The sequence below is a fragment of the Candidatus Pseudothioglobus sp. Uisw_050_01 genome, from assembly GCF_048085775.1.
Taxonomy (GTDB): Bacteria; Pseudomonadota; Gammaproteobacteria; order PS1; family Pseudothioglobaceae; genus Pseudothioglobus.
This window is the reverse complement of record NZ_CP159804.1, coordinates 913748-935942: the sequence shown is the minus strand read 5'-3', so window position 1 is coordinate 935942 and position 22195 is coordinate 913748. Positions and strand designations below refer to the sequence as shown.

24 protein-coding genes, 2 tRNA genes and 1 riboswitch are annotated in these 22195 nt (G+C 35.1%); of the genes, 5 read left to right on the top strand and 21 right to left on the bottom strand.

The features are described 5' to 3' along the window. Positions 1–419 precede the first annotated feature (419 nt). Complete coding sequence (locus tag ABXT51_RS04690; RefSeq protein ID WP_416694032.1) at positions 420–1667, bottom strand: MFS transporter; 1248 nt, start codon at positions 1665–1667, stop codon at positions 420–422. 155 nt (positions 1668–1822) lie between these two features. Continuing rightward, positions 1823–1899: transfer RNA gene (locus ABXT51_RS04685), tRNA-Arg, on the bottom strand. A 342-nt stretch (positions 1900–2241) separates the two neighbouring features. Between ABXT51_RS04685 and ABXT51_RS04680 the strand changes: the two genes are divergently transcribed. Next, positions 2242–2646, top strand: coding sequence for a hypothetical protein (locus ABXT51_RS04680; RefSeq protein ID WP_416694030.1), 405 nt, complete (start codon positions 2242–2244; stop codon positions 2644–2646). 153 nt (positions 2647–2799) lie between these two features. Next, entirely contained in the window at positions 2800–3228 is a 429-nt protein-coding gene (locus ABXT51_RS04675) for a thermonuclease family protein (protein ID WP_416694028.1), read from the top strand. 150 nt (positions 3229–3378) lie between these two features. Here ABXT51_RS04675 and ABXT51_RS04670 read toward each other — a convergent pair whose 3' ends face one another. The 13 genes from ABXT51_RS04670 to ABXT51_RS04610 form a co-directional block, all read right to left on the bottom strand. After that, positions 3379–4674, bottom strand: coding sequence for a hypothetical protein (locus tag ABXT51_RS04670; protein WP_416694026.1), 1296 nt, complete (start codon positions 4672–4674; stop codon positions 3379–3381). Between the two features lie 61 nt (positions 4675–4735). Further along, positions 4736–5128 (bottom strand): hypothetical protein, encoded by a 393-nt coding sequence (locus ABXT51_RS04665; RefSeq protein ID WP_416694024.1) that lies wholly within the window; start codon positions 5126–5128, stop codon positions 4736–4738. A 3-nt stretch (positions 5129–5131) separates the two neighbouring features. Next, positions 5132–5635: a hypothetical protein gene (locus ABXT51_RS04660; RefSeq protein WP_416694022.1), complete on the bottom strand. Its 504-nt coding sequence runs from the start codon at positions 5633–5635 to the stop codon at positions 5132–5134. 4 nt (positions 5636–5639) lie between these two features. Further along, the gene (locus tag ABXT51_RS04655; protein WP_416694020.1) at positions 5640–6059 is read right to left on the bottom strand and encodes a hypothetical protein; all 420 of its coding nucleotides are present in this window, start codon (positions 6057–6059) and stop codon (positions 5640–5642) included. Positions 6060–6065: 6 nt separating this feature from the next. Next, complete coding sequence (locus ABXT51_RS04650) at positions 6066–6296, bottom strand: hypothetical protein (protein WP_416694018.1); 231 nt, start codon at positions 6294–6296, stop codon at positions 6066–6068. A 40-nt stretch (positions 6297–6336) separates the two neighbouring features. Further along, positions 6337–6567: a hypothetical protein gene (locus ABXT51_RS04645; RefSeq protein WP_416694016.1), complete on the bottom strand. Its 231-nt coding sequence runs from the start codon at positions 6565–6567 to the stop codon at positions 6337–6339. Between the two features lie 6 nt (positions 6568–6573). Then, positions 6574–6702 carry a hypothetical protein gene (locus ABXT51_RS04640; protein ID WP_416694014.1) on the bottom strand — a complete coding sequence of 43 codons (129 nt, stop codon included), beginning with the start codon at positions 6700–6702 and terminating at the stop codon, positions 6574–6576. A 10-nt stretch (positions 6703–6712) separates the two neighbouring features. After that, on the bottom strand, positions 6713–7258 hold the full coding sequence (locus ABXT51_RS04635; RefSeq protein WP_416694012.1) for a hypothetical protein: 546 nt from the start codon (positions 7256–7258) through the stop codon (positions 6713–6715). 350 nt (positions 7259–7608) lie between these two features. Then, a complete protein-coding gene (locus tag ABXT51_RS04630) occupies positions 7609–8007 on the bottom strand; it encodes a hypothetical protein (protein ID WP_416694010.1) in 399 nt (132 codons plus the stop codon). A gap of 1 nt (position 8008) precedes the next feature. Then, a complete protein-coding gene (locus ABXT51_RS04625) occupies positions 8009–8395 on the bottom strand; it encodes a hypothetical protein (protein ID WP_416694008.1) in 387 nt (128 codons plus the stop codon). A 15-nt stretch (positions 8396–8410) separates the two neighbouring features. Beyond that, complete coding sequence (locus tag ABXT51_RS04620; protein WP_416694006.1) at positions 8411–9712, bottom strand: hypothetical protein; 1302 nt, start codon at positions 9710–9712, stop codon at positions 8411–8413. Between the two features lie 53 nt (positions 9713–9765). Continuing rightward, positions 9766–10767 (bottom strand): tyrosine-type recombinase/integrase, encoded by a 1002-nt coding sequence (locus tag ABXT51_RS04615; protein WP_416694004.1) that lies wholly within the window; start codon positions 10765–10767, stop codon positions 9766–9768. Between the two features lie 118 nt (positions 10768–10885). Then, positions 10886–10944 (bottom strand) — tRNA-Arg (locus tag ABXT51_RS04610). A 182-nt stretch (positions 10945–11126) separates the two neighbouring features. On the opposite strand from ABXT51_RS04610, the gene ABXT51_RS04605 reads away from it, so the two are divergent. Further along, a complete protein-coding gene (locus ABXT51_RS04605) occupies positions 11127–12488 on the top strand; it encodes a S41 family peptidase (protein ID WP_416694002.1) in 1362 nt (453 codons plus the stop codon). Between the two features lie 128 nt (positions 12489–12616). On the opposite strand, the gene lepB is transcribed toward ABXT51_RS04605, so the two are convergent. From lepB to pheA, 5 genes are all read right to left on the bottom strand, one after another. Then, the gene (lepB, locus tag ABXT51_RS04600; RefSeq protein ID WP_416694000.1) at positions 12617–13516 is read right to left on the bottom strand and encodes a signal peptidase I; all 900 of its coding nucleotides are present in this window, start codon (positions 13514–13516) and stop codon (positions 12617–12619) included. A 77-nt stretch (positions 13517–13593) separates the two neighbouring features. After that, the gene (aroA, locus tag ABXT51_RS04595) at positions 13594–14898 is read right to left on the bottom strand and encodes a 3-phosphoshikimate 1-carboxyvinyltransferase (RefSeq protein ID WP_416693998.1); all 1305 of its coding nucleotides are present in this window, start codon (positions 14896–14898) and stop codon (positions 13594–13596) included. Between the two features lie 8 nt (positions 14899–14906). After that, a complete protein-coding gene (locus ABXT51_RS04590; RefSeq protein WP_416693996.1) occupies positions 14907–15758 on the bottom strand; it encodes a prephenate dehydrogenase in 852 nt (283 codons plus the stop codon). Beyond that, a complete protein-coding gene (hisC, locus tag ABXT51_RS04585; protein WP_416693994.1) occupies positions 15755–16819 on the bottom strand; it encodes a histidinol-phosphate transaminase in 1065 nt (354 codons plus the stop codon). The genes ABXT51_RS04590 and hisC overlap by 4 nt, the downstream gene beginning before the upstream one ends. Continuing rightward, positions 16816–17895, bottom strand: coding sequence for a prephenate dehydratase (gene pheA, locus ABXT51_RS04580; RefSeq protein WP_416650684.1), 1080 nt, complete (start codon positions 17893–17895; stop codon positions 16816–16818). Before pheA ends, hisC begins: the two co-directional genes overlap by 4 nt. Positions 17896–17998: 103 nt before the next feature. Continuing rightward, positions 17999–18131: riboswitch (cobalamin riboswitch) on the top strand. An 89-nt stretch (positions 18132–18220) separates the two neighbouring features. Between pheA and ABXT51_RS04575 the strand changes: the two genes are divergently transcribed. After that, positions 18221–20206, top strand: a complete 1986-nt coding sequence (locus tag ABXT51_RS04575) for a TonB-dependent receptor (RefSeq protein WP_416693992.1) — start codon at positions 18221–18223, stop codon at positions 20204–20206. A gap of 22 nt (positions 20207–20228) precedes the next feature. After that, positions 20229–20822 carry a cob(I)yrinic acid a,c-diamide adenosyltransferase gene (cobO, locus tag ABXT51_RS04570; protein WP_416693990.1) on the top strand — a complete coding sequence of 198 codons (594 nt, stop codon included), beginning with the start codon at positions 20229–20231 and terminating at the stop codon, positions 20820–20822. Positions 20823–20826: 4 nt separating this feature from the next. On the opposite strand, the gene radA is transcribed toward cobO, so the two are convergent. Further along, positions 20827–22188, bottom strand: coding sequence for a DNA repair protein RadA (radA, locus tag ABXT51_RS04565; protein ID WP_416693988.1), 1362 nt, complete (start codon positions 22186–22188; stop codon positions 20827–20829). Positions 22189–22195: the final 7 nt, after the last annotated feature.

Below are 22195 nucleotides of genomic sequence, written 5' to 3'. Positions count from 1 at the left end.
TATTATATATTCACAGTCAAGAGGTTTTGGTTGATAATTTAAACTGTTGACCGAGCGCTTATTAACTCATAGTCAATATTAAAGCCTCCAATATTTAATTTACAAAGCTACTTATGATACTAACCATTGCATACATAAAGCTAAGCATAAATGCCATACAACCAGTAGTCCATAAAACGAGTTTAGTTTCCATAGATTATCTCCATTAATTTATAAGTAATTTTCAAACAGAGGCCATTCTAATAACAAGAAATAAAGATTAGATGAAGATTAGAAGTTGTTTAGATAAAGAGTTTGAAATGCAGGATTTAAGATAGAATAAAAGTTATAAAAGCTTTTAGAGTTGGTGTACTAAAGGTGATTCAAACACTCAAACTCCCCTCGATGTAGCTATCTTGTAGCACTAGTTTTCATAATTTTCACATATTTTTAATTTTAAAAAATATATGATTTTTATTAATAATTAAAAAGAATATATAAGAAGTCAAACTTAGTAATAAGAAAACTGAAAATGCTGTTTTAAATCCTATTATTTCAGTATAGCCAAAACTTTTAACTAAATCGATTATAAGGCCAATAAACCACTGCATTATAAAAGCTCCTAAGAAAATTAATAAATTAAATGATGTAAGTGCTTTGCCTGCCAAGTGACTTTGAAAAGATAGGCCTACAGCCGGCTGAACTACAGATAAAAAGATTGAACTGAGGATGAATAATGTAATATAGAATGCACCTGCTTTTGATCCTAAAATTATAATAAATAACATAACTAAAAAACTAATTGGCAAGCCAACTGTTAATATTCTTAATGCACTAAAACCAAGATTTGTAATCCTAGGTAAAAAATAACCCCATAAAAAAAACGAAATAAGCATTGTAATATTTATCCAAAATAATCCTGTAGCACTTTCAAGTGGAGTATAGCCTGCAACTCTAATCATCCAGGGTCCTGCCCATAAAGTTTGGATCGCCATTAACCCTCCATAATTAAATAAACCCATCGGAATAACGCTGATAAAGAATTTATTTTTCCACACATCTGCCAATGAACCGGGTTTTAGTGGGTTTTCCAAAGATTCATCTTTTTGATGATTCCACTTTGGAATAAAAGCCAATATTAAAATTATGCTAATTAATATCAATACTGCAGTTCCACCAAATATCCATCTCCAACCTAAAGTAGGTAACAAAAGTTGAACAGGTAATGTTGAGGATAGAAATCCTAACGAAGCTATCATTAACATCCAAGAATTTGCTCTTTGCTGTTGGTTTTCTGCAAACCAAATTCTATAACCTGTTAATGGTGCCATTAAACAAGCACCAGCTCCAACACCAATTAATATTCTGGAGACCAGCAAACCTGAAAAGCTTTGAGCTAGTGCAAAAGATACTGTTCCAATAAATGCAATTAATAGAAATGACGATACAATTTTTTTTGGTCCAAACCTATCTAACAAATATCCAAGGGGAATCTGTATAGATGCAAAACCTAAAAAATAACCTCCAGCAAGCAGCCCTAAATCTGCCGCCATTAAATCAAATTCTAGAGTTAAAACTGGGGAAATAGTAGCTGTAATTGCTCTTAACAAGCAAGATAAAAAATATCCAAAAGCAAAAGCAAAAAAAACAGTAATAGCCTGTTTTCTTGGAAGAATATAATTATCCATTAAGATAATTAAAATCCATAAATAAAAATATGGGTATTTCTTTCATAAAACAATTGTAATTTATTCTGAATGTAAATTATACCCATCACTCGATTAATAGGGTTAATTTGGATTAGGACAAAGCCGTGAAGACTTTGTGACACAAGATTGAGAGATGGTGCGCTCGAGGTGATTCGAACACCCGACATTCGGCTTCGGAGGCCGACACTCTATCCAGCTGAGCTACGAGCGCTAAATCAATTGTTACACCGTCGAGACGTTGCTAGCAAAGGTTTTCTATTTATTTTAACTACAATATTTATATTTATTGCAAGAGTAATTATAGGCATAAATAGTGCAATTTATGACCCAATTGCACTAAATTTGCACTAAATTAAAGACACCGGGGGACCCCTATTTAACTCGGCTAACTATTAATAATACCTCCCTCACAGATGAAACGAAGTTTGGACTTTGGTTCAAATTGACATATAATTAATTTACGGTTGTATAGCTTATGACTGTATCTGAAAAATCTGCCTTAGTTTAATCTAAGGCATTAATAAATATTATTAAAATCAAAGGAGAAAATGATATGTTAGGAAAAAAGATTGGTTCAATTTCTGGACCTGCAACAAATAAAGCATTGTCAGCTGAAGGTTCATTACCTAAGTTCAGCACTTCTACAGAAGGTGTTGGAACACTTGCTGGAGCAGAAGTCCAAAGTATGGCAACTTATAGTTCCAGTATGAGAGCAGATGGCACACTTTATGGCGAGTGTCCTAATCAAGGTGTAATAATGACACAGGATGGAGTAGCCACATTCAGGGCAACAGGAGTGGGTACTTTTACAGCTGATGGCGGGACAAACTTTAGAGGGGCGTGTTATTTTCAAGCATCTGCACCATCACTTTCAAGTCTTAATGGTATTTGTTGTGTTTACCATTTTGATGTTGATGCAAAAGGAAATGCCACTTGGGATATTTGGGAGTGGAACTAGTTCGAAGTAATCTTTTTAATTATTGGAGAGAAATAAGATAGTCGTAGAGAACTAGAATAAGATGAGGCCCTATATAAGGGCCTTAATTTTTTAACCTCCCTCACACATCAAACGAAATTTGGACTTTAGTCCAAGTTGATATACAATTCCAGTATGAAGAAACTACTCCTACTTCTTGCTCTTTGTCTAGGAGTTTTTACAGCACAAGCAGCGCCAGAATATGGAACAGTAATAGTCTCTAAAGTTATTAGTGTTTATGATGGTGACACCTTCAGAGTGGATATAGACTCACTGCCTCCTATAGTTGGCAAAAACATACCCATTAGGCTTAACGGGGTAGATACTCCAGAGATACGAGGAAAGTGCAAATATGAGAAAGATTTAGCACTTGAGGCTAGAGATTTTGTGCGAAACAAGCTAGCTAATGCTAAAGAGATTAAGCTAACTAAACTCCAGAGAGGGAAGTACTTTAGAGTTGTTGCTGATGTTTATGTCGATGGTGTTAGCTTGGAACAGGAGCTACTTGAAAATAAACTAGCTTACAAGTACACTGGTGGGAAGAAATCAAGCTGGTGTGACTAATATGAAAAAACTATTGTTAACTTTAAAAAAATTTATTGATAACATTAGAAGTACAATTAAATCTTTTGAGAGATAGAGTTTCTTAAAACGAGTTTACCCTCTAATGTCCTAAGTTTCCCCTTAGACCTATAGACCTAAGATATATCCTTATTAGTTACCATTATAGTTATCTACCTTAAGTAGCTCTTTTAGTATCCCTCTCCTATCTTCATAAGGAGTTATATCCTTCATACTGTCAACTAAATCTTCATACTCAAGTGGCACTATGAAAGAATCATAAATAGTGAGACAAGGTATACCTCTCTTGGTGAGCTCCATCAAAACCTCAAAAACTATATCTGACTCCCAGCAGCTTATGAGGTCTCCATAGACTTTTCTGTTATTGTAATACTTAGCTATCTTGGGGTGTTTGTTTAAGATTGCTTGAGCTATGTCTAAAGGCTTTACTTTCTTTTTAAATTCAATATAGTCTTCGTAATTTTTTATGTCTTTATCTTTAGGATTTTTAACTTTAAGAGCATCATATCTATAATGATTAATTACTGACTGAGCTGCTCCTCTAGGTGATTTACTGCCTTGCATAAATGAGGAAAAATTCTTAGCAATATGCCTCGGTACTGGATAGCAATCAACAACTATGTGGTAAGGGTCATCGTCATAAGGGTATGGAGCTCCAGTGATTACTTGATACATAGCATTTAGATGTGATGCCGTTCTGTCTAACTCAACCGTTGGCTGACCATTAATAGTTATATTCTTTCTAAGCTCTGATGATAGGTTAGTCCAAGGTCCCGGCATTCTCCCGCCAAAGGTAAACTCTGTATTCTTATCTTTAAAGTTATGTCTAATGAATTTCCTCTGAACTGTGAACTTCTTAAATTCTCTATCTTCACTGCCATCGTCATTTAGAAGCATAATCCTACTTCTATTTAAAAGTTGGTCGTACTTTTTAATTTCCTCACTTAACCACTTTGAATATTCAGTGTCTTCATAATCAATATAGATAGATTTACCATTATCTTTTTTAGCTTTTCTGAGTGTGACATAAGTCCCTACTCTTTTGTCTATGCCCTCATCTGACCATCGGGTGTTTTCAAACCACTGCATCAACCTGTCAGTAGGCATCATAGTAGTCATTTTTCTCTCCTCGTGACTGCCTAGTTCCTGAATGATATAACCATTAGCTTCAAGTTTATCTAGTGAGCCATTAATGGCACTATATTTTATGTCTATTGGATTGTCTTTCTTGCCGCCTAAAGGTTGCTTTCTGCGGGAGACCCTAACCTGTCTCTGGCCCTGTATATACATATTACATAACAGAAGTCTGAGAGCCTTAAATTGAGTGCCTTGCCTCATACCAAGGTCTTTTCCAAGTTGCTCTGTTAACTCCTCTAAATGAGGCATATTGAGGTCTAGAAAGAGGTCTATTTTGGGTTTATGAGCCATTAATTGTAGATATTTAGTACTGTATTGATAATCACGCTCTTATTCATTTAAACTTTATTTATTAATCTTCAGATTTTTTATTAATATCTTTAATAACTTTTTTTAAATGAGCATCTCTTCTAGCTTCTCTAATTATTTCTCTTTGCTTTTCATTACTATTTGCCCATAAGCGTCCAATTAAGTAAAGCAGGAAAAAGATAAATAAAATTGTCCAGATACCTACTGCAGTCAAACCACCTCTATCAAGGGATAAACTACCAAACTCTAGAAATTTACCAACATTACTAACACTAAAGCCATTAAATGCGTTTTGTGAAAACTCTCCAAATGGAATAAAAAAATCTTGGATAGCTATCCGTGAGTCAGTTATGGTTATCTCACCATCATAGTTTCTATCTTTTGAACATCCAGCTAAAGAAAGGAAGATTGATAAAAGTAAGAGTAGTTTTTTCATTTTTTAATAATCAAATTTAAAGCCGTAATATGACTTAGAAGTTATATTCCAAGACCACTCACCAGCATTTAAACTTTCTAGAAACTGTATTTTTTCAGGCTTCCAAAAATGGACTGAACTCTTTTGTCCGGGAGTAATGGAAGGATATCGGGTAATATTGAAATACTGTTTTTCACACTTGGATGTATCTTTACATTTAAAGTACCCAGACATTGTAGTTTTCTTGATAATAAATTTACTACTAGTATTTTCAATATCCATTACAACTTCTCCTAGATATGTTGCAATCTCATCGCTAGTTTTGGCATACTTCGAATCTATTTCTTTTGCATATTTATCAGCACATAATTTATGTGAATTATCAATGTTTTCTTTTTCAAGAGCTTCAACACAGTTATTAAATTTCTCTAATTTTGGAAAAAAGAAATTTGACCAGCTTAAGCCTTCCGCATAAGTAATGCCCGTCAATGAAAAAGAAAGTACTAAAGTTAGTAGTAGTTGTTTCATATAATTAATCTAGCTCTGGAATATAACATTTAGCTATATCTGTATTGACCACAACATCTCCATTTAACCAATATTGGTGACTAGTAATAGTAAAATTACCATCTTTATAAACAACAGAGACGTAGTGTAAATGCTCATTTAATAATTTAACACTAGAGGCTACAATAACCTCATTAGAATTTAAAGAGATTTGTAAATCTGTATTGCTGCTCAGGAAATCCTTCTCAAAAGCAATGTTGTTCTCCTCTCTTTTAAAAACAAAGGTCTTTTTTAAGAATTCTTTTGGACTGTTCCAATAGGCCTCTTCACCATCAGAACCTGAAAAAGTACTTGAAACCCATTCACAAGAGTAAACATCACTAATAGCTGAAAAACTCTGACTAGAGATGATTGAGAGCAATAGAGATAGTAGTAGTTTTTTCATATGAATTTATTTATTTTTGCAATCATAAGAACCAGCTGCATAGCCGTCTCTATAGCCCTCAGAATAGTTTTTGTTATCCCAATCGCCTTTAACCATCGTTGCTCTAATATTGCAAGTAGTATTGTAACCAGCAGCATACCCATCACCTTCGCCTTCGTCATAATCACTATCACTTGAAGAGCATCCTTGTAAAGCAAAAGAAAGTGATAAGAGGAGAGGTATGAGCAGTTTTTTCATCATTTAATTATATTTCAATTTGAACTGAGTACAAACTTTATTACCAAGCACCATTATTAATACAACTTTGAAAAAGGTCAGCTCCCTTTGCAGCTTCTCTTTCTTCATCAGTCTGTGGATTACAAAGTTTTCTTACATCTTCTTTTGTATAGTCAGCACTAAGATAACCTTGCTCAATTAGCCTTCTTATCTCTGATGAATCTGATGTGAACCAATTAAAAATAAGAATTATTGGAACTAGAACAACAGCAACTTTAATAAGTTTCTTCATAGCTAACTATATTGATTGAGAAATATAATAATTATTAAGCAAGAAGAATCCCCAAATAGTACCTCCCAATGTCAATACTAGGAAAAAAACTCCAGCCCATTTAGCTTGCTTATTGTATGGATGTTTTGTTTTCATATGCCTTCTCTTAAAACCAATCCGAGCGGTTAAGCCAAACTAGTCCTTCTTTAGGCAGTATCACCATAATAATGCTCAGCTCAGTCTCCCTCTTTAATTGTGAATAGTAAACCTCTCTCTTCCCGCAGAAATTCTCAGGGTCGGTGAGCTTTCTGGTCACTTGATAGTAGCGGGGTTTGACTTTCATTGTCTTGGTCTCTAAGCAGAAAGGAGGATTTAGTGTTTCTTGAAATGGGTCGAAACCATAGCCGAGGTATTCTCTGTTATGACTTGGGAAATCCATTGTCATTTCATTAAATTTGTATCTCTTTGTAGCTATTTTAATAAAGGAGTCAATATCCTCAACCTTGATGATAATATCCCTGCCAACGTTAGCCCCCCAGTTACTAAAAGAAGTATGAATTAACTCTGCATCAGATGGGTATTCTAATTTTGAGTTTTCAGTAAATTCTATGGGAGCTTCTTGCTTTAAAGTAAAGGTATTAGCTTGGTAGTCAGAGCCTCCAAAGGCAGCGAATACGCCCCAAAAAATGAAAAAGAAAATGAGTACCAGCATCTGCCCAATAAAATAAAGGACAGTGCGTGCAATTGACCCAATACTGAGCTCGATATCTCTAAAACTTAAGTAGAAGATAAAGAAGTAATATATTGGGATTAACCAGTGAAGCCAATCTGCTACAAAAGGAATGCTATTAACAAATGGGGTTAATGTTAATAGGTCAATTAAAAGGAAGAGTAGGAAAGTACCAAGAACACCCCAGAGCCAAAACAGGGAGCGAAAACTTCTTTCTTTAAAAATAAATGCTTTGATTTAGACTACCCTTTTAGATGAAGTTAAAAATGAGTATATATACTTTAAATTAGTATGGGTTAAACTACACTATAAATTCACCAACAAAACATAAATCATAACTCAATCTTTTTACATCTACCATCATAAAACCCAGAAGATGTATCCAGCATAATGTCTTTACTTAACCTAGAGAAACTTCCTTTTAAGTCTGAAGACCCAGAACGCCTGTAAATATGCAGTAAATCATCCAAATCTTCCAGTTGTGAAAAGTATTCAAGTGGAATATGATTAGGCACTTCTATCTTAATTCTTCCAAAAGAATCACCTGCATTTAGAAGTCCATATTCTTCTAAGGTTAAAAAGAGCTCACTTTGTCCATAGCCCTTAAGATTTCCTTGACACGCATAATGAGTCTTTGAATAAGTTGCATAACGTATACCCACCCATATCGCTATTAAAGCAATAATAAATAATAATAAACCAAATATAAATTTAAAAAATTTCCTAATCATATTAATATCTAAAGCATATTGCTATCATCTGCTGAGTTAGAGCTCCTTCAACATAGGTGTAGTTAAAGTGATTATTGTCAAACACCCCACTATCTCTCAAGTTGTCGGCATTAACAAAGAAATGCTCTCCTGTAGCACTTGACTCTCTAAACCGAGAAACTTCCATCTCAAGATATTCTCCTAGTCCAGCAAAATAACCTTTATCTACAGTAAATACAATCTTGTCTTCTTTCATTACAAAGGTAAATTCTTGTAATGGTTTTTGATATATTTTGTCAGGAGTAACGTCCATAAATTGCCTCATAGTGCAATTGTAAGAATCACCAACTGCACCAATACTCTGGCAAGAAATAATTGAAAGTAAAAGAGCTAGTAGATTTTTTTTCATTCTAAATATTGTCAATTATTGGTGAACAACAACCTGCTCTAAGAATCTTTCAGCAATAGCCTCAAGCTTAATAATAAAATTCTTTGTACTTCTAAAATCTACACCTAATAGGTCTTTAGTTTTGACTTCAAAATATTTAACTTCGTCACCAAAGGACTTGTCAATTATAGAATAAGGCTCTGCAAGTTCTTTTTCTCTAAATAAAGTTGCAAGTGGAGTATCACTCTTATTACTTTTGTTCCTAATATAAAAAGCGTTAACTAGTATTGAATCTGTATATCCTGACTCACTTTCAAACATTTTTATTAAGGTTGATGTTTGAGCTTGAGCTTTACCTTTTTTAATAATAATGTTTGTATAGCATCTAATTTCTTGTCTAATAAAATCAACATCTAGAGAAAAAGTATTGTTCTTATCTTTATTGAGCATAAACTCAGATGTAATAACTTTAGTATTTTGAAGCATCTTTTCTACTGACTCTTTTCTATTACCATTGCTAAGTAATTCAATATGAAGCCCAGAACGGCTCGTCAGCTGAAGGCTTATGTCTTTTTCTTCTTGAATATAAGACTTAACAACACTAGAAAGCAAGGCTGGAGAAATCTTCTGTTTAGTATCTAAAGACTGAATGCTGGTTACTGAATCTTTCCACTCCTTACCCATATTTGTATAATTACTTAACTTACTATGAGAGTCAACATATCGACCAAATTCATTAAGTATGTAAGTATGGTCTTCATCTTTTATGCTTTCTGTTCTAATTAGCCTATGAGCAGTAACTTGCAAGAAAGTCCAAGACCAATGAAAGAGGTTAAAACTCCTTTTTTTAAGCTTAATTGGACTTTGCATAGGATTAGTAACTAACTCGTTTGAAACAGTAATTATGGAATTAATTCCAATTTCTCGACCAAAAGTAGCATACCTTTCAATCTGTGCCTCATCTATTGGATTGTTGCCAATTTTGACCTCTACAAAACAAAGCCATTCAATAATTGGCTTAAGTTTGCCGCTAGTGATAACAATTAGCCCATCTGGTCTATCATCTTTCGAATTACTTTGTAACTCTGTAAAGGTATGAAGAGATACATTTTGATTGTTTATTTTCTTTATTCCAATTTGAGATAATAACTCTTCTCGATATTCTTTTACTGCAGTTAAAGTTGAAAGAAAAATTGAAGTGGTAGACACTTCATTGTCGGCATTACCACCGGGGAAAAGTCTAGCTTTTTTTAATTCTAATTCACCTTTTGAGCCATACTTAAAAACCTGATATAAGTCTTCAAAATTAGTTTTTCCACAATCAACTTTTTTAATCATTTTTATAATTTATAAATGTGAATTTGAACCATAGTATACCAATTAAATTAAATCTAAATACCACCCATCACTCGATTAATAAGGCTCGACTTATGTCCGATGCAGAGGTGGGCATATCGCTTAGTCACCTCGATTTGTTTATGCCCTAGAACATCTGCTATCTCAAGCAAAGTAGCACCACTCTGAGCCAAATAGGAAGCTGTGGTATGTCTTAAATCGTGGAATCTAAAGTCTATAAGCTCAGCCTCTTTTCGCACTCTATCCCACTGCTTATAAAAGAAATAAGGCTTATCGGGTTTTATCTCTGATGCGAAGATTAATGAACTATTATTTAGACTAAATCTCTCAAGCTCTTTAATAACACTTTTAGTTAATGGCAGAACTTTTGGCTCACCATTTTTACTGGTTAGTACATAAGCGGTTTGTTTGTCTATATCCAGATTATTCCATCTAAGACTAAGCAGCTCTCCCCTTCTAGCTCCTGTGGTTATAGCCATTAAGACCAGTAGATAGAATTTGTTCCATTTAGACGCCCTACAAGCCTTAAATAGCCTTTCTCTCTCGTTATCGGATAGATATCTTATTCTTCCCTTTTTTTCGGGCAGAGAGCGAATATAACGCGTTGGGTTATCTGTAAGTCCTAACTCTCTAATTCCATAGTTAAAGACAACCGAGACTAACTTCTTGTATTTATTAATGGTTGTATTACTTAGTCCCTCTGGAAGACATCTTAATCCAAATTCAATATCTAAGCGATTTATGTCAATAATAGACTTATCGCCCAATATCCCTAACCAGTGTTTAAGCCTGCTACGCTGCATCTGCGGCTTAGTGCCTAAGTACGCATTACTTAGGTAACTCTCAATAAGCTCATCAAAGGTTAGTTTAGAGCTATAGGCTTGGTGGTCTTTAACACTATCTTCAAGTTTTAATGCAAAAAGACTTGCTTGTTTCTTAGTAAGGAATGTTTTATAGATGTTTGGGAGTCCTTTTCTACGTATCTGGACACGGTATGAGACACCCTTTTTATTATCTAACTTTTGTATACTTGCCATATCAAATCTCCTATAAAGTGCATTAAATTTGCACTAAATATGAAATGAGTACTTAAAATATATATTGGCAGTTCGCCTTTAGAACCTTATGCTGCTTAACAAAGCTGGCTATTAGAGAGAGGCGATTCGAACACCCGACATTCGGCTTCGGAGGCCGACACTCTATCCAGCTGAGCTACGAGCGCAATTAGTAACTGATAATTTTAGTCGAGTCATTACGTTTAGAATTAAAAATTATATGAATTTGCAATATTTTATTTAAAACTTCATGTTTTCTTCATTTAAACTTTATAAAACACAAGTACAATCCTTAAAAAAATTAAATTACCAACCTACTTTTAAAACTAACTAAATTTATTATGATAAATGTAAAGGCTTTAATTAAATCAACTGTTCTTTCTGCTTTTCTTTTTTTTGGAGCTACAAGCGTATCTTTAGCCGAGGAAGAAGACTACTCCCCTCTTGACTCCCCATCTTTCTTTGAGGGTTTAAATACCTTTACTACTGTTTTCTCTCAAATCAAGCTAATGTATGTTGATGATATTGATGATGAAACGTTGTTTAATAATGCGATAAGAGGATTAGTTGAGGGCCTGGATCCACACTCTAGTTTTCTTGAGCCACGTGGCCAGTCTGACTTAAGTGAAAGTACAAGGGGCGCATTTGGTGGCCTTGGTATTGTTATTGGAACAAAAGGTGAATATATAGAAGTTGTGTCTCCAATTGATGACACACCTGCATACAGAGCAGGCCTTAAGGCTGGAGATATTATTTTACAAATTGGTGATCAAAACGTTAGTCAAATTAACCTTGCAGAAGGTGTTAAGCTAATGAGAGGCGCTCCAGGAACCACTATTAAACTAACAATTGGAAGGCCTGATATTGCTCCATTTGTAGTTGAAATAACGCGTGAAATTATCACTATCACCTCGGCAAAAGGACTTTTACTGGATGAAGGTATTGGTTACCTAAGAATTGCTCAATTTCAAAGACCAACTGCTGCTCTAGTGAAAACTATTGTTGCAGATTTAGTAGAAAAGAATGAAGGTGAGCTTGATTCTTTAATTATTGATTTAAGGAATAATCCAGGTGGGCTTTTGGATTCTTCAATTGATATATCTAATCTGTTTATCGATGAGCCTGGTATTGTGGTTTATACCGAAGGCAGAACTTCATACTCTAATAGTTCATTCCCAACAAAGCCTGGTGATATTCTTAATGGTGCTCCTATTGTTGTGTTAATGAATAGAGGTTCAGCATCTGCTTCTGAGATTGTTGCAGGCGCACTTCAGGACCATAAGAGGGCTTTGATTATGGGTGAAGAGTCTTTTGGTAAAGGCTCTGTCCAGTCTGTGCTTAATTTACAAGATGGCTTTGGATTAAAGCTTACAACTGCAAGATACTTTACGCCTTCTGGTAGGTCTATTCAGGGAAAAGGAATAACGCCTGATATTGAACTAGAAAACATCTCTCTTAAAAAAGATGAAGATGAAGATTCAATAGACCTTAGCCAGCAAGAAAAAGATCTTAAGAATTCTCTCTCTGCTGAAGAGGTTGAAGCTCCAGTTGCACCTTCTGATCTATCTACTGAAGAAATCATTAAGTCACAAAATAATATTAGTGATTTAAGGGATGAAGAGTATGTTAATCTTCTAAAGGAAGACTACTTTGTGCACGAGGCAATGAATGTCTTAAAGGCACTAAAAATCTATAAGAAATAGCAACTAATAACCTTTCATAAAGAAACTTATGGAAGGCTATTTTTTTGAAGGATTACTTGCTTGAAAAGTCCAGAATTTCTTTAAAGCTTAAATGATCTGTAGTATTTTTTCCATAGTAAGCTTTTTTTTTAATCAAAGCCACCAATTCGACTAAACTGCATTGTATTAAAATTCCAGTCCCAATGCATCCATATTCCAATAGCCCTTCCAATTATATAATCTTCTGGAACAAAGCCCCAAAATCTAGAATCGCTACTGTGAGACCTGTTATCGCCCATTACAAAGTAATGACCTTGGGGAATTGTAATTTCCACCAGTTCTTTTGAATGACCTTTTGGATTAAGAAGTATGTCATGACCAGAAGAGTCAAAAATTTCACGGGTTAGTCTGTAATTATTCATTGATTTTCCTGAATCCACACCAATATAAGGGCCTATTTTTTTAACTTCAATTGACTTTCCATTAACTATTAACTGATCTTTTTTATAAGAAATTACATCACCTGGAAGTGCGACAATGCGCTTAATAAAATCTACACCAGAGTAACCAGGTGTTTTTTCATAATTTGGGTACCTAAATACAATTACATCTCCCCTATTAGGGCTTGAAAACTCCACAAGTTTTGTGTTTGTTATTGGAAGTCTAAGGCCATAATCAAACTTATTTACTATAATAAAATCTCCCGTTAAAAGTGTCGGCATCATTGAGTTTGATGGGACACGAAAAGGTTCAAATATAAAGCCTCTAAATACCAAAACCAACAATAATACTGGAAACATCTCTATTGACCACTGAACAACTTTTGGTCTGTGACTATACTTTTCAGATTTTGAAAATTTAAGAAATACTAAAAAATAAAAAAAACTACCAATTTTTGATGTTTTTTCAGAAGCCTCAGTATTGATTTGGTTATTTTTCTTAGATAGGAGAAGGTCTGTTAAAACTATAACAATTGCAAGAGCCATTGCCACGAAAAGCCAAGATAGTACGTCCCATGCAAAGAACGGTTCTGCATTATTAATAGTCATAGGTTAGTGTATTTTTCAAAAAGCGTATTATAACAAGGTGTTGGATGACATACTTAAATTACTACTTAGCATTAATCCTAATTAGATTCAGTAATATTCATGCCAATTGAGTTCGCTAACTCTACAAAGTTTGGGAATGACGTCTTTACGTTGTCAACGCCATCAATATTAATTTCAAAACTAGATCTAACAGACGCAACAGCAAATGACATGGAGATGCGGTGATCATGATGAGATTTGATTGGTGCTAATTGTTCTTTAAATTCGCCGCCAACAATTTTAATGCCATCATCAAGAACTTCATTCTCAATACTTAATGATGAAAGCCCATCAGCCATTACTTGAATGCGATCAGATTCTTTAACTCTTAGTTCTTTGGCGCCCGTTAAGAGAGTTTCTCCTTCGGCGCAGCTTGCTGCAATAAATATAACTGGGAACTCATCAATTGCCAAAGGGACTAGGCGTTCTGGGATGTTAATTCCTTTAAGTTTTGATGAACAAATTCTTATGTCTGCAATTAGCTCACCAGCCTCCAATCGCTCGTTGATAAGCTCAATATTAGCGCCCATTAACCGAAGAATATCAATCACTCCAGTTCGAGTTGGATTGACATTCACAGCCAATAAAGTAATATCCGCCTCTTTTGCGATACAAGCCGCTACCATGAAAAAAGCAGAGGACGATATGTCACTAGGAACTTCAATATTGCAAGCCTTTAGGCTCCCTCCCCCAAGTATAGAGACTTCACCAGGTGATGTATTAACCTTGTAACCAAAGCCTCTAAGCATTCTTTCAGTATGGTCTCTGGATATACCATTTTCAATAATATGAGTTTCACCATCTGCATAAAGGCCTGCTAATAGTAGGCATGATTTAATCTGTGCTGAGGCAACGGGTAGTGTGTAGTTTAGAGAGGATAATTTTTTACCACCTTTAATTTTCAGAGGTGGTCTTGAATCAGGACCAGAAATGTCTGCCCCCATTCTAGATAGTGGCTCGATAACTCTAGCCATTGGCCTCTTAGAAAGGGATTTATCGCCGCAAAGCTCAGAATCAAAGTCTTGAGCACTTAGAAGTCCAGACATTAAGCGAATAGACGTTCCAGAATTTCCTAAATTCAATGGTTTTGTGGGTTCTTTTAGTCCGTGCATTCCAACACCATTAATAATTACATTTGACCCTCGTCTATCAATCTGAACGCCCATTTCCTTAAAAGAGTTTAAAGTTGCAAGGCTGTCTTCTCCTTGAAGAAACCCAGATACCTTAGTTATTCCAGTTGCAATCGACCCAAGCATTATAGATCTGTGAGATATTGATTTATCACCAGGGACTTTAATAGACCCCTTTAGTGGTCTAGATTGTGAGGTTACAAAGCTAGCCATTGGTTAAATTACCCTATCCATGAATCACGAGTCTTTTTAGCACTAGTAAACAACAAATCTAATTCATCGCTATTTTCATTTTCAATCGCATCAACAAGGGAGTTCAATGTTTTTTGGTAGCCTCTGATGTGATCAATAATTTGATCTTTGTTTTGAATGCAGATATCTCTCCACATAACAGCATCACCCGAGGCTATCCTAGAAAAGTCTTTAAAGCCACCTGCAGCATATATTGATGCGCTAGGATTTTTACTAATTAGATAATTAACAAGAGAGAAAGCAAGCATATGGGGCAAGTGTGAGGTCATTCCAAGTAGTTCATCATGAGATTCAGGACTCATAAAATCAACATCTGCACCAGTACCCTCCCACATCTTCTGAATGAGATTTATTGAATCTGGGCTGCTAGTCTCAAGAGGCGTAATAATAACTTTCCTATTATTAAATAAATTGGATTCACTTGCTTCAAAACCACTTTTTTCCTTACCTGCAATTGGGTGTGCTGGAATAAAGTAACTTGAATAATCTCCTAGTGTCTGGCTCACTATTGAGGCAATATTAGTTTTAGTACTGCCAACATCAGAAATTACTATTTTGCTAGTTAGAAAAGGTTTTATTTCACTTAGAATCTCTTGAAAAGAGCCTACAGGGGTAGCAATAATTACAATATCTGAATCATTTATCGCATCTTTTAAGTTGGTTGAAAATTGATCAATAACGTTTGCTTTTTGAGCTTCTTCTAAGCGATTTAAGTCTCTCCCAAAGCCAAAGACTACTTTTGCTAAATTGTTCTCTTTTATTGCTTTGGCTAAAGAGCCTCCAATTAAGCCCACTCCAATTATTGTAATTTTATTAATCATAAAACTTTTTTTAATGCAATAAGCAGGTGATCGTTTTCATTTGAGGTTCCAATTGAAATTCTTAAATAACCTTTCATTTCAACTGGGCGCACAATAACGCCTTCTTTAAGGAGGTCATTGAAGATATTCATAGCATTATTAAATTCAACAGCAATAAAGTTAGCATGAGACGGAATGTAGTTGAGTTTCAAAGAGTCAAATCCACTCGTTAGCTGCTCATAACCATTAGTGTTTATTTCTACTGAGTCATTTAAATGCTTATCATCTGAAAGCGCTGCAATAGCGGCAACTTGAGCAGTATAGTTAACATTAAACGGCTCTCTTACGCGATTTATGAAATCTGCAATTAAAGGGCTACATACTGAGTAACCAACCCTCAGACCCGCTAAGCCATAAGCCTTAGAAAAGGAGCGAGTAATGATTAAGTTATCAAATTCCTTAAGCCACTCAATTGCAAGATCATCAACATTCAAGTACTCAAAATATGCCTGATCCAATACCACTGGGACATTATTAGGTACCTTTTGTAAGAAGGCATAAAGCTCATCATCACTTAAAAGAGTGCCCGTTGGGTTATTCGGATTTGCAACGAAAATAAGTTTTGTATTTTCACTTATTAAACTTAACATTGAATTTAAATCATGTCCATAATTCTTAGCTGGAGAAACTTTTGCAGTGGCTCCCAGGGCCTGAGTTACCAAAGGGTAAACAACAAAAGCATACTGAGAGAAAATTACCTCATCAGTTTTTTTGGATACAAATACTCTTGCAATGAGCTCTAAAAGCTCATTTGAACCATTACCTAATGAAATCATGTCTGGCATTACTGAAAGCTTTTCAGCGATAGCTTTTTTTAGCTCAAAGCAGTTACCATCAGGATAGCGATTAATACTTGATAAAGAGTTAAAAACGGCTTCTTTTACTGTTGCGCTAACGCCTAATGGGTTTTCATTTGAAGCAAGCTTTGTAATATTTTTAAGTCCCAATTCCCGAGCAAGCTCATCTATAGGCTTCCCACCTTGGTATGGACTCAATCCAAGGATTGACTCACAGGCATTCATAAAACTGCTACAGGATAAGAGCCTAAAATATCTAATTTAGAGACGCGTGATTTGACCTCTTGAATGGCTTTTTGAACATTTTTTTCGCTCTGATGCCCTTCTATGTCAATGAAGAACAAATATTCCCACTTTACTCCAGGTATTGGATGCCTCGCTAGCTGAAGCATGTTAATGTTATTGGCTTTGAATGGCTCCAATAAATCGAATAAAGCGCCTGACTCATGCTTTGTGACAACTAGGAGAGAAGTTTTATCGTTAACGCCAGCTGGAACTTCATCTTTACCAATAACAATAAAGCGAGTTACGTTGCCAGCATTGTCCTCTATATTTTTAGCAACCCTTTCAAGGCCATAAATATTAAGAGCAACCTTAGATGCAATTGCCGCAGCATTTGGCTCATCCTTTACCATTCTTGCGCCTAATGCATTTGATGCAACAGGCCTTAACTCAGTATGAGGATAGTGATTAGAGAGCCATCGATGACATTGGTCAAGTGCTTGTTGATGCGCGTAAATAATTTTAATTTCTTGAGACTGGTCTTGCATCATTAGGTGATGGGCAACTGCAATTTCTACTTCACCACAAATATTTAAATCATGACTATAGAGCATATCAAGAGACGTACCAATAACTCCATTTGAGGAGTTTTCTATTGGCACAACTCCATACTGCGCATTATCTGTCTCAACTTGATGAAAAATTTCATCAACTGTTCCGCAGTCCAGCGGAGACACTCCATGGCCAAAATGTTTAAGTGCTGCTTCTTGAGTAAACGTTCCCTCAGGACCTAAAAAGGCTATTTTTAGGGGCTGCTCAAGCGCCAAGCAGGCCGACATAATTTCTCTAAAAATAAGGGCAATATCCTTATCTTTAAGAAGGCTTTTGTTTCTTTGGATTACTTTACTTAATACCTCTGCTTCCCGCTCAGGTCTATAAAAAGCTGTTTGTGCATTCGATTCCTGTTTTACAAGTGCAACCTTAGCAGCTAAGTCCGCGCGCTGGGATATTAGAAGCTGAATTTTTTGATCCAGATCGTCGATATCATTTCTTAAATTTTCAAGTGAGTCACTTTTCATAATACAAGTTAAAAGATATTCCTTAGGGGGTATTTTACCTAAGACTATTCGGACATCAAAGTATTGTTTTTATTAAGTAATAAGAAAATAAAAAATAGTTATTGCAGTTTTATAAAAAATCGCTATAATTCAAAAACAATTTGCAATATGGAAGTTGGTTTAAATCCAACACTGCCCTCGCAACGGTAATTCTGATAAGGATAAGTCCGATACATAGCAAGTTTAGTTTTACTAAAAGCTACGATGGGTGGTGAGTTAATGTATTACATATCTTGTAATTCTTTTCTCTAAATCCCTCTTTTTATATATAAATTAAGGGGTCATAATGTTTTTTAAAAATCTAATTTTTGCTGCCTCAATGTCAGCAATCATAATCTCTAATCCAGCAAATGCAGTTATTGGGCCAATTAAAATTACTTTAAATCCAACAGAAATTTCATCGAATTACTTTAATGAGGATGACACTTCAGCGCCATTTGCATCTGAAATTTATACTGAAGATGATATTAAAAATTCCAAGTCAACTAACATCTATGATTTTTTAACTCAAAATACCTCTTTATCTCTTGCTCCATCAAGTGGAAATAGATTTTCTCAAAAGATTTCAGCACGTGGTTATGGCCTTACTGTAGGCTCTCATAACTTAGTTGTTACTCTCAATGGGAGAAGGCTCAATAATATCGATACCAGTGGCCCATCAATAAATATAATAAATATTAATGATGTTGAAAAAATTGAAATTACAAAGGGAAGTGGCTCAGTAGTTTATGGTGACAGTGCAATGGCAGGTGCAATTCATGTCTTTACTAAAAAGAACTTAGAAACTAAGGTATCTGTTGCAATGGGAAGTTCCGGCTTAGTTCAGACTTCTGCATCAGTTGGAATCAATGAAGAAAAAATTGATTTAAATTTGTCGATAGATAGGCTAAAACTTGGAGGTTACAGTGCTGCAGGTCCTGATGGCAATAAAGACAAAGGCAAACAAACTAACTCAAATATTAGTGTTAGATATACTACAGATGCTGGAACTGAAATCCAATTAGACTATCAAACAAACAAGTCAGATAATAGATACCCTAATGCTTTAACAAAAGCACAGTATGATGCAGACCCCTCTCAAAATGGAAACACTTCAAGAAACTATACACTTAGGGAGGTTGATTCGAATACAGCTACTTACTCCATTAAACGAGCTCTTACTGATAGCTTAACTCTTTCAAGAAGTACTTCGATCCTAAACAAAGATTCTCAAAATACATACTACTATTCAACAGGACCTAATAAATTAATCTATGATTCTATAAGTACGGACTATATTTTGAGCTATAAAAAAGGTGGCTTAAAAATTGATAGTGGTTTTACATCTTTTGATGGGTCACGAACTGCACCTGAAGCTACTACATATGTTCCAGCAAATACTACTTCAAAAATAAATACAGGTCTTTTTTCACAAATTCAGCTTACCAATAAAGATACAACATACTCTTTTGGAGCTCGCAAAGAGCTTGTAGAGTACGAATATAACCCTATTATAAAATCAACAACAGCTGGTAACTGGCTTCAGAGGTTTGATAAGCATCATTTAGAAGCATTTGATTTAGGTTTTAATACAAAACTAAATAAAAATACTGCAATTTTCTCAAACTATAATCAAGCCTTTCAAGCTCCATTAATTGATAGATTTTTTAATTATGATGGGGTATGGAATGGATTCATGAGTCCCTCTACAAGTAAAACTATAAATATAGGGGTAAACCACCTTACTGATAAATCCAAGACTAAAGTAACTTTGTATAGATCAAATATCAGTAATGAAATGTTCTACAATAACTCAACTGTTAAAAATACTAATTTAGATAAATCTCATAAGCAAGGACTTGAATTGCAAAACTTATTTGTAGTCAGTCCTAAGTGGTCAACTAATGTTAACTATGCCTATACAAATGCAATAATAGATAAAGAGGCAGATAATTCAGCATTTAATGGTAAAACCAATCCAATGACATCTAAGCATAATATTACTGCTTCAGTTATCTATGGTTTTAATGATAAAGCCAACATGACTTTAACACAAAAATATCGAAGTAAAGCCTTTGTAGAGGAGGACTATTTAAATACAAGCTCTCAAAAACAACAAGCTTATAATTCAACAAACTTTAACTTTTCTTATAACCCAAATGATGATCTTGAGTTTAAGTTTGATGTTGAGAATTTATTCAAAAATAGTTATGGTACTTGGGTTAGAGCTGATGCTATTTATCCAGGTAATTCTTCTAGAAACATAAAAGCGGAACTTTCTTATAAGTTCTAATATAGTATGATGATTTAAGGATATGAGCGATAAAACTTACAAAAATCGTATGCAGCGTAAGAAAGAGCATATTGATTCTAGAATCGAAGAGGCTAATATTGATAAAGGAATCATTGTTCTTTTGACTGGAAACGGTAAAGGCAAATCATCCTCAGCGATGGGAATGATTTGCAGAGCTCTTGGTTATGAAATGAAGGTTGCTCTCGTGCGTTTTTTAAAGGGTGAACAGCAGACAGGCGAAGATCTTTTTCTTGATAGTAACCCTAATGTTGTATCTGCCCATATGGAGAGTGGCTTTACTTGGAATACTCAAGACCAAGAGCTTGATAAAAAATTAGCTAATGAAACATGGTTAGAAGCTGAAAAGTTTCTAGCTGATTCAGAAATTAATCTTGTGGTTCTAGATGAAATAACCTACATGATTAATTACAAGTATCTTGATGAAAGATCAATCCTTAAGGCGCTTAGTAATAGGCCAGAGGGACAGCATGTTGTTATTACGGGAAGAGCTGCCAGTGAGGGCATTATTGAGGCCTCTGATACTGTAAGTGAAGTCAAAGATGTTAAGCACGCTTTTAGAGCTAATGTTAGAGCTCAAAAAGGCATAGATCTATAAAAGACTAACTGTTTTCTAATAAATACTGAATTGCTTGGTATAGATACCCAACCGTTACAACCTTCATTCCTTTAATCGGTTTTTTAGGCGCATTCCCTTTTGGAATAATTGCAACTTCAAAACCCTGCTTTTGAGCTTCTGATAACCTTTCCATTGAGTTATAGACTGGGCGAACCTCTCCAGTAAGGCCAACTTCTCCGAAAGCAATCCATTTACTTGGAATCACTTTATCTCTTAAACTTGAAACGATTGCAAGCATTACAACTAAATCCGAGGCAGTTTCACTAACCTTGATACCACCAACTACATTTATAAATACATCCTGATCAAATGTTGCAATTCCAGAGTGCTTATGAAGAATTGCCAGTTGGAGTGATAATCTATTTTGATCAAGCCCTACGCTGACTCTTTTTGGAGTTCCATTGGCTTGGTCCACTAACGCCTGTATCTCAACCAGTAAAGGTCTTGTAGCCTCTCTTGTAACCATTACCATTGAGCCAGAAGAAGGATTTTCTTGGTTCGATAGAAAAATTGAAGATGGGTTGCTGACTTGTTGAAGTCCCTTCTCACCCATTGCAAAGACGCTGATTTCATTTACAGCGCCAAACCTATTTTTAACGGCTCTGATTATTCTATAACGACCACCAGCATCCCCCTCAAAATATAAAACAGCGTCAACCATATGCTCTAAAATTCTTGGGCCTGCAAGCGCACCACCCTTTGTAACATGACCAATCATCAAAAGTATTGTGTTAGTTTGTTTGGCGTATTGAGTAAGCTGAGCAGCACAGTCTCTTACCTGTGTGACAGATCCAGGTGCAGAATTTGAAAGGTCGGTAACCATGGTTTGAATGGAGTCAATAACAATAACCTTAGGTCTTGTGTCTTTTGAAATCTTTATTATTTTCTCTAGATGGGTTTCACCTATAAATAGTATATCTTCCTTAATTCCTAGTCTAATAGCCCTATCACTAACCTGCTCAGCTGACTCTTCACCGCTGACATACAAAGTTGTACTTGACGCATTAATAGCTGCTATTGCCTGTAATATCAATGTTGACTTACCAATACCAGGGTCACCACCAATAAGAACTACAGAGCCATCTACTAATCCACCACCAAGCGTGCGATCAAGTTCACTGAGGCCTGTTGAGAGGCGATGATTATTTTGTGATTTAATTTCAGATAGGTTTTGAACCTTAGATGAAGGGAGGTCTTTGAGACTTTCAGGTTTAGAGGAGGTTGCCTGTGATATTACTACCTCTTCAAGTGTGTTCCATTCTTTACAATCTAAGCATTGACCTGCCCATTGATGATGCGAGGAGCCACATTCTCTGCAAACAAACTCAATTTTAGTTTTTGCCATCCTAGAA

Bases quoted from the DNA above. Each gene is read 5' to 3' on its own strand.
- cobO (WP_416693990.1), top strand. From the start codon at position 20,229: ATGAGCGATAAAACTTACAAAAATCGTATGCAGCGTAAGAAAGAGCAT.
- radA (WP_416693988.1), bottom strand. From the start codon at position 22,188: ATGGCAAAAACTAAAATTGAGTTTGTTTGCAGAGAATGTGGCTCCTCG.
- hisC (WP_416693994.1), bottom strand. From the start codon at position 16,819: ATGAATGCCTGTGAGTCAATCCTTGGATTGAGTCCATACCAAGGTGGG.
- lepB (WP_416694000.1), bottom strand. From the start codon at position 13,516: ATGACTATTAATAATGCAGAACCGTTCTTTGCATGGGACGTACTATCT.
- ABXT51_RS04645 (WP_416694016.1), bottom strand. From the start codon at position 6,567: ATGAAGAAACTTATTAAAGTTGCTGTTGTTCTAGTTCCAATAATTCTT.
- ABXT51_RS04665 (WP_416694024.1), bottom strand. From the start codon at position 5,128: ATGAAAAAACTACTCTTACTTTTATCAATCTTCCTTTCTTTAGCTGGA.
- ABXT51_RS04615 (WP_416694004.1), bottom strand. From the start codon at position 10,767: ATGGCAAGTATACAAAAGTTAGATAATAAAAAGGGTGTCTCATACCGT.
- ABXT51_RS04605 (WP_416694002.1), top strand. From the start codon at position 11,127: ATGATAAATGTAAAGGCTTTAATTAAATCAACTGTTCTTTCTGCTTTT.
- ABXT51_RS04620 (WP_416694006.1), bottom strand. From the start codon at position 9,712: ATGATTAAAAAAGTTGATTGTGGAAAAACTAATTTTGAAGACTTATAT.
- ABXT51_RS04650 (WP_416694018.1), bottom strand. From the start codon at position 6,296: ATGAAAAAACTGCTCATACCTCTCCTCTTATCACTTTCTTTTGCTTTA.
- ABXT51_RS04670 (WP_416694026.1), bottom strand. From the start codon at position 4,674: ATGGCTCATAAACCCAAAATAGACCTCTTTCTAGACCTCAATATGCCT.
- ABXT51_RS04690 (WP_416694032.1), bottom strand. From the start codon at position 1,667: ATGGATAATTATATTCTTCCAAGAAAACAGGCTATTACTGTTTTTTTT.
- ABXT51_RS04625 (WP_416694008.1), bottom strand. From the start codon at position 8,395: ATGAAAAAAAATCTACTAGCTCTTTTACTTTCAATTATTTCTTGCCAG.
- ABXT51_RS04680 (WP_416694030.1), top strand. From the start codon at position 2,242: ATGTTAGGAAAAAAGATTGGTTCAATTTCTGGACCTGCAACAAATAAA.
- ABXT51_RS04635 (WP_416694012.1), bottom strand. From the start codon at position 7,258: ATGCTGGTACTCATTTTCTTTTTCATTTTTTGGGGCGTATTCGCTGCC.
- ABXT51_RS04675 (WP_416694028.1), top strand. From the start codon at position 2,800: ATGAAGAAACTACTCCTACTTCTTGCTCTTTGTCTAGGAGTTTTTACA.
- ABXT51_RS04660 (WP_416694022.1), bottom strand. From the start codon at position 5,635: ATGAAACAACTACTACTAACTTTAGTACTTTCTTTTTCATTGACGGGC.
- ABXT51_RS04655 (WP_416694020.1), bottom strand. From the start codon at position 6,059: ATGAAAAAACTACTACTATCTCTATTGCTCTCAATCATCTCTAGTCAG.
- ABXT51_RS04640 (WP_416694014.1), bottom strand. From the start codon at position 6,702: ATGAAAACAAAACATCCATACAATAAGCAAGCTAAATGGGCTGGAGTT.
- aroA (WP_416693998.1), bottom strand. From the start codon at position 14,898: ATGGCTAGCTTTGTAACCTCACAATCTAGACCACTAAAGGGGTCTATT.
- ABXT51_RS04590 (WP_416693996.1), bottom strand. From the start codon at position 15,758: ATGATTAATAAAATTACAATAATTGGAGTGGGCTTAATTGGAGGCTCT.
- ABXT51_RS04630 (WP_416694010.1), bottom strand. From the start codon at position 8,007: ATGATTAGGAAATTTTTTAAATTTATATTTGGTTTATTATTATTTATT.
- ABXT51_RS04575 (WP_416693992.1), top strand. From the start codon at position 18,221: ATGTTTTTTAAAAATCTAATTTTTGCTGCCTCAATGTCAGCAATCATA.
- pheA (WP_416650684.1), bottom strand. From the start codon at position 17,895: ATGAAAAGTGACTCACTTGAAAATTTAAGAAATGATATCGACGATCTG.